This is a genomic window from Micromonospora sp. RP3T (assembly GCF_003027925.1).
In the GTDB taxonomy this organism is placed as follows: domain Bacteria; phylum Actinomycetota; class Actinomycetes; order Mycobacteriales; family Micromonosporaceae; genus Micromonospora.
Window position 1 is genome coordinate 1 of the sequence record NZ_PYPS01000055.1, and the last position, 16,234, is coordinate 16,234.

Annotated in this window: 1 protein-coding gene; it reads left to right on the forward strand. The window is 77.1% G+C overall.

The features are described from left to right. A partial coding sequence (locus C8054_RS32155) for a type I polyketide synthase (RefSeq protein WP_158273908.1) occupies positions 1–16,218 on the forward strand: 16,218 nt, incomplete at its 5' end. Between the last annotated feature and the right edge of the window lie 16 nt (positions 16,219–16,234).

Genomic DNA, 16,234 nt, shown 5'->3' on the forward strand with positions numbered 1-16,234 from the left:
ATGCGGCACGGCGTGGTGCCGCCGACGCTGCACGCCGACCAGCCGTCCCCGCACGTCGACTGGACCGCCGGCGCGGTGACGCTGGCCACGACGGCGGCGCCCTGGCCGGCCGTCGACCGGCCCCGCCGCGCCGCCGTCTCCTCGTTCGGCATCTCCGGCACCAACGCGCACGCCGTCATCGAGGCCGCCCCCGCCGCGCCGCCGGCCGGCCCCGAGCCCGCCGCCGGCCCCGGCCTGGTCGCCGCCGACGCCGTGCCGCTGCTGCTGTCCGCGCGCAGCGCCCGCGCGCTGCCCGCCCAGGCCGCCCGGCTGCGCGACCACCTCGACGCCCACCCCGACCTGGACCTGGCCGACGTCGGCTGGTCGCTGGCCACCGGCCGTGCCCACCACCCGTACCGGCAGGTCACCGTCGCCGCCGGCCGGGACGACGCGCTCGCCGCGCTCACCGCCGCCGCGCCGCCGACCGCCCCGGCCGACGCTCCGCCGAAGGTCGTCTTCGTCTTTCCCGGCCAGGGCTCCCAGTGGCCCGGCATGGCACTCGACCTGCTCGACAGCTCCCCGGCCTTCCGGGACCGGATGCGCGAGTGCGCCGCCGAGCTGGCCGGGCTGGTCGACTGGACGCCCGAGGACGTGCTGCGCGGCGCACCCGACGCCCCACCGCTGGACCGGGTCGACGTGGTCCAACCGCTGCTGTTCGCCGTGATGGTGTCCCTCGCGGAGGTGTGGCGCTCCGGCGGCGTACGCCCCGACGCGGTGATCGGCCACTCGCAGGGCGAGATCGCCGCCGCCTGCGTGGCCGGCGCGCTCACCCTGCCCGACGCGATGCGGCTCGTGGTGGCCCGCAGCCGGGCGCTGCTCGCCCTCTCCGGCCGCGGCGGCATGGTCTCCGTGCCGCTGTCCGCCACCGACACCGCCGACCTCGTCGCGCCCTGGGGCGACCGGCTCGGCGTCGCCGCGCTCAACGGCGCCACCGTCACCGTCGTCTCCGGCGACGCCGACGCCGTCGACGAGCTGCTCGCCGTCGCCGCCGACCGTGACCTGCGGGCCCGGCGGATCGCCGTCGACTACGCCTCGCACTGCGCGCACGTCGACGCGGTCCGCGACGACCTGACCGCCGCGCTCGGCACGCTCACGCCGCGCCCGAGCCGGGTGGTGTTCCACTCCACCGTCACCGGCGAGCCGATCGACACCACCGAACTGGACGCCGACTACTGGTTCCGCAACCTGCGCGAACCGGTCCGCCTCGCACCGGTCGTGGACGCGCTGATCGACTCCGGACACCGGGCGTTCGTCGAGATCAGCCCGCACCCGGTGCTCAAGGTCGTGGTGCAGGACGCGCTCGACCGGACGCCCGCCGCGACGCCCGGCGTCGTCGTCGGCTCGCTGCGCCGCGACGAGCACGGCCCCCGCCAGCTCCTCACCGCGCTCGGCGGCCTGCACACCGCCGGCGTACCTGTCGACTGGGCGGCCGTCTTCGCCGGCTCCGGAGCCACCCGGGTCGACCTGCCCCCGTACGCGTTCCAGCGGGAACGGTTCTGGCCCGAACCGGGCACGACGCGCGGCGGCGACGTCACCGGCGCCGGCCTCGGCGCCGCCGGGCACCCGCTGCTCGGCGCCGCGGTCCGGCTGGCCGACGCGGACGAGGTGGTGCTGACCGGACGGCTCTCCCTCGCGGCGCAGCCGTGGCTGGCCGACCACGTGGTCGCCGGCACCGTGCTGCTGCCCGGCACCGCGCTGGTCGAACTGGCGGTCCGGGCCGGCGACGAGGTCGGCGCCGCCCGGGTCCGTGACCTCACGCTCGTCGCCCCGCTGGCCCTGCCGGACACCGGCGGCGTCCGGGTGCAGGTACGCGTCGGCGCGCCCGACGACGCCGGCACCCGCCCGGTGACCGTGCACGCCCAACCCGACGGGGCCACCGACGACGGGTGGACCCGGCACGCCGAGGGTGTGCTGGCACCGGCCACCGGCGACGAGTCGACGCTCGACGCCTGGCCCCCGGCCGGCGCCGCCGAGGTGGACCTCGCCGGCTGGTACGACACGCTCGCCGGGCACGGCCTGGCGTACGGGCCGGCGTTCCGGGGCCTGCGCCGGGCCTGGACCGCCGACGGCACGGTCTGCGCCGAGGTGGCCCTGCCGGCCGGGCCGGCCGACCGCGCCGGCCGGTTCGAGGTGCACCCGGCGCTGCTCGACGCCGCGCTGCACGCCATCGGCCTGCTGCCCGGCGCCGACGCGACGCCCGGACCGCGGGTGCCGTTCACGTTCGGTGGCGTGCAGGTGCACGCGGCCGGCGCGGCGGCGCTGCGGGTACGGCTGTCCCGCGCCGGGGACGCGGTGCGGCTGGTCGCCGCCGACGAGACCGGCGCGCCGGTGGTGTCGGTGGACGAGTTGGTGCTCAAGGGGCTGGGCGCGTCCGTCGTGCCGGCCACCGCCGACCGGTCCGTCCTCGAGGTGACCTGGACGGCCCGGGACGTCCCGCCGGCCGACCGGCCGACGGCCTGGGCGACGCTGGCCGGCGTCGACGGCGCGGAGTACCCCGACATGGACGGGCTGGTGGCCGCCGTCGCGGCCGGCACGCCGGCCCCCGAGGCGGTGCTGCTGCCGGTCGGGGGCGGTCAGGAGACCGCCGACGGCGCGGCCAGCGACGCGGCGGCCGGCGGGGACCTGCCGGACCGGGTGCGGTCGGTGACGCTGGCGGTGCTGGCGGCGGTGCGGAGCTGGCTGGCCGCCGACGAACTGGCCGACTCGCGACTGGTGGTGACCACCCGGGGCGCGGTGGCGGCCCGGGACGGCGACCGGATCACCGACCTGGCCGGCGCGGCGGCGTGGGGGCTGCTGCGGTCCGCGCAGTCCGAGCACCCCGGCCGGATCCTGCTGGTCGACCTGGACCGGACGCCCGACGCCGACGTGCTGGCGCTGCTCGCCGCCGCGCCGGCCGGCGGGCAGGTCGCACTGCGCGACGGCGACGTGCTCGTCCCGCGCGTGACGCGCCCGGCCGGTGACCGGCTCGTCCCGTCGACCGAACGCTGGCACGTGGCGGCCGTCGAGCCCGGCACCATCGACGGCGTCGCCCTGCGGCCGACCGACTCGCCGCCGCTCGCGGCCGGTGAGGTGCGGGTGGCGGTGCGGGCGGCCGGGGTGAACTTCCGGGACGTGTTGATCGCGCTCGGGATGTATCCGGACGCGTCGGCGGTGATGGGTAGTGAGGGCGCGGGGGTGGTCCTGGAGGTCGGCCCGGACGTCGCCGGCCTCGCGTCCGGTGACCGGGTGTTCGGGTTGTTCGAGCCCGGGTTCGGTCCGGTGGTGGTGGCGCGGCGGGACCGGATCGCGCGGGTGCCGGCGGGGTGGTCGTTCGTGGCGGCGGCGTCCGTGCCGGTGGTGTTCCTGACCGCCTGGTACGCGTTGCGGAACCTGGCCGACCTGCGCGCCGGTGAGTCGGTGCTGATCCACTCCGGGACCGGTGGGGTCGGCATGGCGGCCATCCAGATCGCGCGGCACCTCGGCGCGACGGTCTACGCCACGGCCAGCCCCGCGAAGTGGGACACGTTGCGGAGCCTCGGGGTGGCGGACGAGCGGATCGCGTCGTCGCGGACCACGGAGTTCGAGGGCACGTTCCTGGCCGCCAGCGACGGTGCCGGGGTGGACGTGGTGTTGGACGCCCTCGCCGGTGAGTTCGTGGACGCGTCGTTGCGGTTGCTGCCGCGCGGCGGCCGGTTCGTCGAGATGGGCAAGACCGACGTCCGCGACCCGGACCTGGTCGCCGCCCAGCACCCCGGCGTCACCTACCGGGCGTTCGAACTCAACGGGGCCGGCGGCGAACGCCTCGGCCAGATGCTCACCGAACTGCTCGACCTGTTCGAAACGGGCGCGCTGACGCCGCTGCCCACCCGGACCTGGGACGTCCGGCAGGCCCGCACCGCGCTGCGGCACCTCAGCCAGGCCCGGCACGTCGGCAAGGTCGTGCTCACCGTGCCCGCGCCCGCCGAACCGGACCGCGTCACGCTCGTCACCGGCGCGTCCGGCACCCTCGCCGGCCTGGTCGCCCGCCACCTCGTCGCCACCGGCCAGACCCGCAACCTGCTTCTCGCAGCCCGTCGCTCGCCCGCCGACGACCCGGCGTACGCGGCGCTCGTCGACGCGCTGACCGACGCCGGGGCCACGGTCCGCGCCGTCCCGGTCGACCTGACCGAACCCGGCCGGGCCGCCGAGCTGGTCGCCGGCGTGGACCTGACCGCCGTGTACCACTGCGCCGGGGCCATCGCCGACGCCACCGTCACGTCGCTGGACGCCGACGCCGTCGACCGGGTGCTGCGGCCCAAGGTGGACGCCGCCTGGGCGCTGCACGAGGCCACCGCCGGCCGGGACCTGACCGCGTTCGTGCTGTTCTCGTCGATCGCCGCCACGCTCGGCTCGCCCGGGCAGGGCAACTACGCCGCCGCGAACGCGTTCCTCGACGCGCTCGCCGCCCACCGCCGGGCGACCGGACTGCCGGCGGCCAGCCTCGCCTGGGGACTCTGGGCCACCACCAGCACCATGACCGCCCACCTCGACGACGGCGAGCACCGGCGCGCCATCCGCGCCGGCAGCGCCCCGCTCACCGACGCCGAAGGGCTCGCGCTGCTCGACGCCGCCCGCCGGCACGGCGGCGCGCACACCGTGCTCATGAACGTGCCGACCAGCCCCGACCCGGCCCGCGTGCCGGAGCTGCTGCGCGAGCTGATCCGGCCGGCCCGGCGGCGGGCCGCCGCGCGTACCGCAGGGGAGCTGTCGCTGGCCGACCGGCTCGCGGCGCTCAACCCCACCGCCCGGCACAACCAGCTCCTCGACCTGGTCGCCGGCAGCGTCGCCGCGGTGCTCGGCCACCGGTCCGCCGACGGCGTCGACCCGCAACGCCCGTTCAAGGAACTCGGCTTCGACTCGCTGACCTCGGTGGAGCTGCGCAACCGGCTCGCCGCCGCCACCGGGCTGCGACTGCCCGCCACCGTGGCGTTCGACCACCCCACCCCGGTCGTGCTCGCCGAGCACCTCGACCGGGAGATCGGCGGCCGGGCCGCACCGGCCGCCACGCCGGCCGGCACCGCGACCACCGCCGTCGACGAGCCGATCGCCGTCATCGGCATGGCCTGCCGGTTCCCCGGCGACGTCCGCAGCCCCGAGGACCTGTGGAACCTGGTCACCGCCGGCGCGGACGTCATCGCGCCGTTCCCCACCGACCGGGGCTGGGACCTGGCCGGGCTGCTGAACGACGGCGACGACCGGCCCGCGCCCCGGCACGGCGGCTTCCTCTACGACGCCGCCGACTTCGACGCCGCGTTCTTCGGCATCAACCCGCGCGAGGCGCTCGCCATGGACCCGCAGCAGCGGCTGCTGCTGGAGACGTCGTGGGAGGCGCTGGAACGGGCCGGCGTCGACCCGGCCACCGTGCGCGGCAGCAGCACCGGTGTCTACGTCGGCCTGATCTACCACGACTACGCCGGCACCGCCGTCGGCGCCGACGACGACCTCGACGGGTACGTGGGCAACGGCAGCGCCGGCAGCGTCGCCTCCGGCCGCATCTCCTACCTGCTCGGCCTGGAAGGCCCGGCGGTCACCGTCGACACCGCCTGCTCGTCGTCGCTCGTCGCGCTGCACCTGGCCGCCCAGGCGCTGCGCCAGCAGGAGTGCGGCCTGGCCCTGGCCGGCGGTGTCACGGTCATGTCCAGCCCCGGCATGCTCGCCGAGTTCTCCCGCCAGCGCGGCCTGTCCCCGGACGGGCGGTGCAAGGCGTTCGGCGCCGACGCCGACGGCACCGGCTTCGCCGAGGGCGTCGGCATGCTGCTGCTGGAACGCCTCTCCGACGCCCGCCGCAACAACCGCCGGATCCTCGCCATGCTGCGCGGCAGCGCGGTCAACCAGGACGGCGCCAGCAGCGGCCTCACCGCCCCCAACGGCCCCTCCCAGCAGCGGGTCATCCGGGCCGCGCTGGCCAACGCGCGGCTGTCCCCGGCCGACGTGGACGTGGTCGAGGCGCACGGCACCGGCACCGCGCTCGGCGACCCGATCGAGGCGCAGGCGCTGCTCGCCACGTACGGGCAGGACCGGCCCACGCCGCTGCTGCTCGGCTCCGTCAAGTCGAACATCGGCCACACCCAGGCCGCCGCCGGCGTCGCCGGCATCATCAAGATGGTCCTCGCCATGCGGCACGGCGTGGTGCCGCCGACGCTGCACGCCGACCAGCCGTCCCCGCACGTCGACTGGACCGCCGGCGCGGTGACGCTGGCCACGACGGCGGCGCCCTGGCCGGCCGTCGACCGGCCCCGCCGCGCCGCCGTCTCCTCGTTCGGCATCTCCGGCACCAACGTGCACGCCATCCTGGAACAGGCCCCCGAACCGGCAGCCGCCCCCACCACGCCACCGGCCGTCACCGGCGACCTCGGCACCCCGTGCGTGCTCTCCGCCCGCACCCCGGACGCGCTGCGCGCCCAGGCCGGCCGGCTGGCCGCCTGGATCGAGGCGAACCCGGCGGTGCCGCTGACCGACCTCGCACACGCGCTCGCCACCGGACGGTCCGCGTTCGAACACCGGGCCGTGCTGCTGCCCCGTGACCGGTCCGGCCTGCTCGCCGGCCTGGCCGCCGTCGCCGCCGACGAGGCGTCGTCCACAGTGGTACGCGGCGCCGCCGGCACCGGCCGGCTCGCCGTGCTCTTCTCCGGTCAGGGCGCCCAACGCGCCGGCATGGGCCGCGAGGCGTACCGGGCGTTCCCGGTCTTCGCCGCCGCGCTGGACGAGGTCTGCCGGCACCTCGACCCGTTGCTGCCACGGCCGCTGCGCCCGGTGCTCTTCGCGCCCGAAGGGGCTCCGGAAGCGGCGCTGCTGGACCGCACCGAGTTCACCCAGCCGGCGCTGTTCGCCGTCGAGGTGGCGCTGTTCCGCCTGATCGAGTCGTTCGGGATCACCCCCGACGTGGTCGGCGGGCACTCCGTCGGCGAGATCACCGCCGCGTACGTCGCCGGGGTGCTCTCCCTGCCCGACGCCGCCACGCTGGTCGCCGCGCGCGGCCGGCTCATGCAGGCGCTGCCCGACGGCGGCGGCATGCTCGCGGTCGCCGCGCCCGAGGACGAGGTGACCGCCGCGCTCGCCGGGTACGCCGACCGGGTCGGCGTCGCCGCCGTCAACGGCCCGTCGGCCGTGGTCGTCTCCGGCGCCCTCGACGCCCTCGACGAACTGGAACGCGCCTGGCGGGAGCGCGGGCTGCGGACCCGCCGGCTGCGCGTCAGCCACGCGTTCCACAGCCCGCTGATGGCGCCGATGCTGGACGAGTTCCGGGCCGTCGTCGACGGGCTCACCCTCGACCCGCCGCGCCTGCCGGTGCTGTCGAACCTGACCGGCGGCGTCGCCGAGCCGGACGCGCTGCGCGATCCCGACTACTGGGTGCGGCACGTCCGCGACGCGGTCCGCTTCGCCGACGGCATCGACGACCTGCGGCAGCGCCACGTCGGCACGTACCTGGAGGTCGGGCCGGACGGGGTGCTCGCCGGCATGATCCGCGACTGCCTCGGCGACGACGCGACGCCGGTGGTCGTGCCGACGCTGCGCGCCGGACGCACCGAGGGGGCCGCGCTGCTCACCGCGCTCGCCGAGGCGTACGCCGGTGGCGTGCCGGTGGACTGGACGCCGCTGACCGGCGGCGGGGCCCCGCTCGACCTGCCCACGTACCCGTTCCAGCGGCGGCGCTTCTGGCCCGACGCCACCGGCTGGCGGGCCGGTGACCTGACCGGTGCCGGGCTGGCCGCGCCCGGCCACCCGCTGCTCGGCGCCGCGGTGCGGCTGGCCGGCGCGGACGAGACGGTGCTGACCGGCCGGCTCGCGGTGTCCGCGCAGCCCTGGCTGGCCGAGCACGTCGTGGCCGGCGCGGTGCTGCTGCCCGGCACCGCGCTGGTGGAGCTGGTGGTGCGCGCCGGCGACGAGGTCGGCGCGCCCCGGGTACGCGACCTCACCGTCACCGCGCCGCTGGTGCTGCCCGCCACCGGCGGTGTCCGGGTGCAGGTGCGCGTCGGCGCCGCCGACGACACCGGCGGCCGGGACGCCGCCGTGTACGCCCAGCCGGACAACGACCCGGACGCGGAGTGGACCCGGCACGCCGAGGCGGTGCTGGAGCCGGCCGCCGCCGACGAGCCCGGCCTCGTCGCCTGGCCGCCGCCGGGCGTCACCGAGACGGACCTGACCGGCTGGTACGAGACGCTCGTCGGCCACGGCCTGACCTACGGGCCGACGTTCCAGGGCCTGCGCCGGGCCTGGACCGGCCACGACGAGGTGTACGCCGAGGTGGCGCTCCCGGACACCACGGTGGCCGGGTTCGCGGTGCACCCGGCGCTGCTGGACGCCGCGTTGCACCCGATCGGCCTGCTGCCGGGCGGGACCGGGACGACCGGGCCGCGCGTGCCGTTCGCGTTCGAGGGCGTGCAGGTGCACGCCGCCGGCGCCCGACTGCTGCGGGTCCGGCTGAGCCGCGTCGGTGCCGGCGTGCGCCTGGTGGCGGTCGACGAGACCGGCGCGCCGGTGGTGTCGGTCGACACGCTGGTGCTGCGCGAACTGGCCGGCACTCCCGCCCCCGGCGCGGGCTCCCGCTCGCTGTACGCGGTGACCTGGCCGGCCGAGGAGATCCCGCCGGCCGAGGCGGACCTGACCTGGGCGACGCTCGCCCCGGCCCGGACACACGACGCCGACGCGGACCGGCCGGCCCGGGGCCGGAAGACGGCCGGGCGCGGCGCGGCCCGGCCGAACACCGGTTCCCCGACCGCCGGCTGGATCGACCCGACCGGGGCGGTGCCGGCGTTCCCGGACATCGCGGCGCTGGTGGCAGCCGTCGAGGCCGGCACGCCCATCCCCGACGCGATCCTGCTGCCGATCGGTCTCCCGGCGCGCACCGCCGACGCCCTGACCGGCACGGCGGGCAGTGGCGTGGTCGATGCGGTGGCCGGCGACGTGGCGGGCGTGGTCGGTGCGGTGGCCGGCGACGTGGCGGGCGTGGTCGGTGCGGTCGATCGGGCGGGCGTCCACGGGGACGTGCCGGCCCGGGTGCGGTCGCTGACGGCGGCGGTGCTGGCGGCCGTGCAGGCGTGGCTGGCCGCGGACGCGCTCGCGGACTCGCGGCTGGTGGTGGTGACCCGCAGCGCGGTGAGCACCGGTGACGACGACCGGGCGGTCGACCCGGCCGCCGCGGCGGTGTGGGGGCTGCTGCGCTCGGCGCAGTCCGAACACCCGGACCGGATCGTGCTCGTGGACGCCGACGCCGCCCTCGACCGGCGCGCGCTCGGCGTGCTGGCCACCGTGGTGGCGGATCCGTCCCCGTCGGGCGGTCAGCTCGCGCTGCGCGGCGACCGGGTGTGCGTACCCCGGTTGACGCGCCCGACGAACGCGGAGCTGGCGCCACCGGCGACGGGCGGCTGGCACGTCGCCGCCGCGCGTCCCGGCACGCTCGACGGCGTCGACATCGTGCCGGCCACGCCGGCCCCGCTCGCGGCCGGTGAGGTGCGGGTGGCGGTGCGGGCGGCCGGGGTGAACTTCCGGGACGTGTTGATCGCGCTCGGGATGTATCCGGACGCGTCGGCGGTGCTGGGTAGCGAGGGTGCCGGGGTGGTACTGGAGGTCGGGCCGGGAGTGTCCGGGTTGGCCGTGGGTGATCGGGTGTTCGGATTGTTCGAGCCCGGGTTCGGTCCGGAGGTGGTGGCGCGGCGGGATCGGGTCGCGCGGGTGCCGGATGGGTGGTCGTTCGTCGAGGCGGCGTCGGTGCCGGTGGTGTTCCTGACCGCGTGGTACGCGTTGCGGGATCTGGCGGACCTGCGTTCGGGTGAGTCGGTGCTGATCCACTCCGGTGCCGGTGGGGTGGGGATGGCGGCGATCCAGATCGCCCGGCATCTCGGCGCGACGGTCTACGCCACGGCGAGTCCCGGTAAGTGGGGCACGTTGCGAGGACTGGGGGTGGCGGACGAGCGGATCGCGTCGTCGCGGACCACCGAGTTCGAGCGGTCGTTCCGGACCGCCAGCGACGGTGCCGGGGTGGACGTGGTGTTGGACGCCCTCGCGGGTGAGTTCGTGGACGCGTCGTTGCGGTTGCTGCCGCGCGGCGGCCGGTTCGTCGAGATGGGCAAGACCGACCTCCGCGACCCGGCGGTGGTGGCGCGGGAGCATCCGGGCGTCGCCTACCGGTCGTTCGACCTGAACGAGGCCGGCGGCGAGCGCATCGGCCAGATGCTGGCCGAGCTGCTCGCGCTCTTCACCAGCGGCGCGTTGCGGCCCCTGCCGGTCCGGACCTGGGACGTGCGGCAGGCGCGGGCCGCGTTGCGGCACCTCAGCCAGGCCCGGCACGTCGGCAAGGTGGTACTCACCGTGCCCGCGCCGGTCGACCCGGACCGCGTCACGCTGGTCACCGGCGCGTCCGGCGCGCTCGCGGGCATCGTCGCCCGACACCTCGTCGCCACCGGCCGGTCCCGGAACCTGCTCCTCGCGGCCCGCCGCGCGCCGGCCGACGACCCGACCTACGCGGCCCTGGTCGAGGACCTGGAAACGGCCGGCGCGACCGTCCGGGTCGCCACCGTCGACGTGGCGGACGACGCACAGGTGACCGCGCTGCTGGCCGGCGTGGACCTGACCGCCGTCCACCACTGCGCCGGTGTCATCGCCGACGCCACGATCGCGTCGCTCGACGCCGACGCCGTGGAGCGGGTGCTGCGGCCCAAGGTGGACGCCGCCTGGGCGCTGCACCGGGCCACCGCCGGTCACGACCTGGCGGAGTTCGTGCTGTTCTCGTCCATCGCGGCCACGCTCGGCTCGCCCGGGCAGGGCAACTACGCCGCCGCGAACGCGTTCCTCGACGCGCTCGCCACCCACCGCCACGCGACCGGACTGCCCGCCACCAGCATCGGCTGGGGCGCGTGGGCCACCGGCGGCATGGCCGGGCGGCTCGACGCCGGCGACCGGCAGCGACTCGGTCGGATCGGCATGACCGGGCTCAGCGCCGCCGAGGGGGCGGCCCTGCTCGACGCCGCCGCCGCGCAACCGCTGCCCGCCGTGGTCGCCGCCCGGCTGCGCATCACCGGCGACCGGACGCAGCTCCCGCCGCTGCTGCGGCTGCTGGCCCCCACCGGCGTACGCCGGCAGGCCCGCACCGCGGACACGAACACCAGCGGCTGGGCCGAGCGGCTCGCTGGCCTGGCCCCGGACGAGGCGACCGCGTTGCTGATCGAGCTGGTCCGGGCGCAGGCCGCGGCGGTGCTCGGGCACGCGTCCGCGCAGGCGGTGCCCGGCACGCGGGCGTTCAAGGACCTCGGGTTCGACTCGTTGACGTCGGTGGAGCTGCGTAACCGGCTCGCGTCGGCCACCGGGCTGCGGCTGCCCGCCACGCTGGTCTTCGACCACCCCACCCCGGAACGCCTCGCCGAACACCTGCACGAACGACTCGGCCACCGGCCGGCCGTCGCCGTGGCCGCGACCCGGGCCACCGCCACCGAGGACGACGACCCCATCGCCATCATCGGCATGGCCTGCCGGCTCCCCGGCGGCGTGACCACCCCGGACCAACTGTGGGACCTGGTCTCCACCGGTGGCGACGGGATCGCCGAGTTCCCCGCCGACCGGGGCTGGGACCTCGACGCGCTCTACGACCCGGACGCCGACCGCGCCGGCACCTCCACCACCCGGTACGGCGGGTTCCTGCCCGGTGCGGCCGACTTCGACCCGGCGTTCTTCGGCATCAGCCCCCGCGAGGCCCTCGCCATGGACCCGCAGCAGCGGCTGCTGCTGGAAACGTCGTGGGAGGCGTTCGAGTCCGCCGGCCTCGACCCGCACGACCGCACCACGACCACCGGCGTCTTCGCCGGACTGATCCACCACGACTACGCCGGCCGGCTCGACGCCTCCGCGGAACTGGAGGGCTACCTGGTCAACGGCACCGCCGGCAGCGTCGCCTCCGGTCGCGTCGCGTACGTCTTCGGGCTGGAAGGCCCGGCCGTCACGGTGGACACCGCGTGTTCGTCGTCGCTTGTCGCGCTGCACCTGGCCGCCCAGGCGCTGCGGGCCGGGGAATGCGACCTGGCCCTCGCGGGCGGCGTGACCGTGATGGCCACGCCCAGCGCGTTCGTCGGCTTCTCCCGCCAGCGCGGGCTCGCCCCCGACGGGCGGTGCAAGTCGTTCGCCGCCGGCGCCGACGGCACGAGTTGGGGCGAGGGCGTCGGCATGCTGCTCGTCGAGCGGCTCAGCGACGCCCGCCGTCGCGGCCACCGGGTCCTCGCGGTGGTGCGGGGCACGGCGGTGAACCAGGACGGCGCGTCGAACGGCCTGACCGCGCCGAACGGTCCGTCGCAGCAACGCGTCATCCGGCAGGCCCTGGCGAACGCGCGGCTGAGCACCGCCGACGTGGACGCGGTGGAGGCGCACGGCACCGGCACCACGTTGGGTGACCCGATCGAGGCGCAGGCGGTCCTCGCCACGTACGGGCAGGACCGCGAGACGCCGCTGCTGCTCGGGTCGGTCAAGTCGAACATCGGGCACACGCAGGCCGCGGCCGGCGTCGCCGGGATCATCAAGATGGTCCTCGCCATGCGGCACGGCATCGTGCCGCCGACGCTGCACGTGGACGAGCCGTCGCCGCACATCGACTGGACGGCCGGGGCGGTGACGCTGGCGACGGCGCCGACGCCGTGGCCGGCGGTGGACCGACCGCGTCGGGCGGCGGTGTCGTCGTTCGGGATCTCCGGCACCAACGCCCACGTCATCCTGGAACAGCCCACCGACGTCGCCGAGCCGGCGGGCGCCGGCGAGTCGGCCGGTGGGCCGGTGCCGGTGCTGCTGTCGGCGCGTACCGACGCGGCGCTCGCCGCCCAGGCCGACCGTTGGGCGCGCTGGCTCGCCGCCGACGCGACGCTGCGCCCGATCGACGTCGGATGGTCGGCGCTCACCACCCGGCCGACGCTGGAGCAGCGGGCCGTCCTCGGCGTCACCGACCGGGACGACCTGCTGGCCGCGCTGCGCGCGCTGGCCGGTGGCACGTCCACCGGCACGGTGACCACCGGCCCGGCCGGCCCGCGCGGCCGACTGGCGGTGCTGTTCTCCGGGCAGGGCGCGCAGCGCGCCGGCATGGGTCGGGAACTGTCCGAGGCGTTCGGTGTGTTCGCGTCCGCGTTGGACGAGGTGTGCGCGGCACTCGATCCGTTGCTGCCGCAGCCGTTGAAGCCGGTGCTGTTCGGTGACGGTGAGCTGCTGGACCAGACGCAGTTCACGCAGGCGGGTCTGTTCGCGGTCGAGGTGGCGCTGTTCCGGCTCGTCGAGTCGTTCGGCGTCACCCCGGACTTCGTGGGTGGCCACTCGATCGGTGAGGTGACCGCCGCGTACGTGGCGGGTGTGTTGTCGCTGCCGGACGCGTGTGCGCTGGTGGCGGCGCGGGGTCGCCTGATGCAGGCGTTGCCGGCCGGTGGCGGGATGCTGGCGGTCGCGGCGCCGGAGGCGGAGGTGGCCGCGTCGATCGGGGCGCACACCGCGCTGGGGATCGCGGCGGTGAACGGGCCGTCGTCGACGGTGGTGTCCGGTCCGTTCGACGCGCTGGACGAGATCGAGCGCGTCTGGCGGGAGCGGGGTGTGCGGGTCCGCCGGTTGACGGTGTCGCACGCGTTCCACAGTCCCCTGATGGAGCCGATGCTGGCCGAGTTCCGTACCGTGCTGGCCGGGTTGACGTTCGCCGCGCCGCTGCTGCCGCTCGTGTCGAACGTGACCGGCGGGCTGGCCGACCCGACCGAGATCACCACCGCCGACTACTGGGTGCGGCACGTGCGGGAGGCGGTGCGGTTCGCCGACGGGGTCGCCGCGTTGCGCGCGGCCGGGGTGGACACGTTCCTGGAGATCGGCCCGCAGAGCGTGCTGACCGCGTTGGCGGCGGAGATCCTGCCGGACGACGAGGTGATCGCGGTCGCCGCACAGCGCCGGGACCGCGACGAGACCGGGGCGTTGCTGGCCGGGCTGGCCGAGCTGCACGTGCACGGCGTGCGCGTCGACTGGGCACCCTGGTTCGCCGGCACCGGCGCGACCCGCGTCGACCTGCCCACCTACGCGTTCCAGCACGAGCGCTACTGGCCGGACACGCCGACCCGCACCGACGCCTCCGACGCCGAGTTCTGGGCCGCCGTGGAGAGCGGCGACCTCACCGCGCTCGCCGGTCACCTCGCCGACGACGCCCTCGACACGCTCGCCCCGGCGCTGCCCGCGCTCACCACGTGGCGGCGGGCCCGCACCCGGCGTACGCCGGCCGACCGGTGGGCGTACCAGGTCACCTGGAAGCGAATCGACCTCGACGAGCGGCCCGCCATCGGCGGCGCCTGGCTGGTCGTCGGCCCGGCCGGCGAACCCGCCACCGCCGACGTCGCCGCCGCGCTGGCCGGCGCGGAACTGCGCCCGGTCACCGTCGACCCGGCCACCACCACCCGGGCCGACCTCGCCGCCGCGCTCGGCAAGGCGTTCGCGGACGGGCCGGTCGACGGCGTGGTCTCGCTGCTCGGCCTGCACGACGCGCCGCACCCGGACCATCCGGCGCTGCCCGCCGGCACCGCCGCCACGCTGCTGCTGATCCAGGCGCTGCACGACACCGGCGACACGCCGCCGCTGTGGTGCCTCACCCGGGACGCGGTCGCCACCGACGGCGGCGACCCGGTGCACGGTGCCGCCCAGGGCGGCCTGTGGGGCCTCGCCCGGGTCGCCGGGCTGGAACTGCCCCGACTGCGCGTCAACCTGCTCGACCTGCCCGCCGGCGACACCGAGCCGGCCCGGCTCGCCGCCGCGCTCACCGCCGACGGCGACGAGGACCAGGTCGCGCTGCGCGGCGGCGGCCTCTACGCACGCCGCCTGGTCCGCGCCACCCCGGCCGCGCCGGCCGCCGCCGACCGGTGGCAGCCCACCGGCACGGTGCTGGTCACCGGCGGCACCGGCGCGCTCGGCGCGCACGTCGCCCGCTGGGCAGCAGGCGCCGGCGCGGAGCACCTGGTGCTCACCAGCCGGCGCGGCGACGCCGCCCCCGGCGCGGCCGAGCTGCGCGACGAGCTGACCGCGACCGGCGTACGCGTCACGGTCGCCGCCTGCGACGTGGCCGACCGGGACGCGGTCGCCGCGCTGCTGACCCGCCTCGACGCCGACCCGGCGCCGCTGACCGCCGTCGTGCACGCCGCCGGGCTCAACGACGTGGCGCCGCTGCTCGACACCGACCCGGACCGGCTGGCCGGGGTGCTGACCGGCAAGACCGCCGGCGCGGTGCACCTCGACGAGCTGCTCGGCGACCGGCCGCTCGACGCGTTCGTGCTGTTCGCGTCCATCGCCGGGGTCTGGGGCAGCGGCGGGCAGGCCGGCTACGCGGCCGGCAACGCCCACCTCGACGCGCTGGCCGCGCGGCGGCACGCCCGCGGCCTCGCCGCCACCTCGGTGGCCTGGGGACCGTGGGCCGACGGCGGCATGGCCACCGACGACGCGCAGCGGGAACTGGCCCGACGCGGCCTGCGGGCGATGGCCCCGGCCGACGCGGTGCACGCCATGCGCGTCGCGGTCGGGCGCAGCGACGCCACCCTCACCGTGGTCGACGTGGACTGGGCGACGTTCGCCCCCGCGTACGCGTCGAGCCGTCCCCGGCCGTTCCTGGCCGACCTGCCCGAGGCCCGGCAGGCGATCCGCGCCGCCGCGGAGGTCCCCGCCGACGGGGGCGCGGCGCTGCGCGACCAGCTCCGCGACCTGTCCGCCGAGGACCGGGACCGGCGGCTCGTCGAGCTGGTCCGCGCCGAGGCGGCGGCCGTGCTCGGCCACGGCGGCCCGGAGCGGGTCAAGCCCCGGCGGGCGTTCAAGGACCTCGGCTTCGACTCGCTGACCGCGGTCGAGCTGCGTAACCGGCTCAACCGGGCCACCGGCCTGTCGCTGCCCACCACGCTGGTCTTCGACCACCCCGACCCGGCCGCGCTCGCCGACCACCTGCGCGCCACGCTGCTGCCCGACGCGTCGACCACGCCGACGACGGACCCGGCCGAGACCGCGGTACGCGAGGCGCTGGCCACCGTCCCGCTCGCCCGCATCCGCGAGGCCGGGCTGCTGGAGCTGCTGCTCGGCCTCGCCGACGGCGACGGCCCCGCGCCCGAGCCGGACGGCGCGGAGGTCGACCTCGACGACCTCGACACCGACACCCTGATCCGGCTGGCCCTCGACGGCTCCGAGTCCTGACGCCCACGTACGGAGT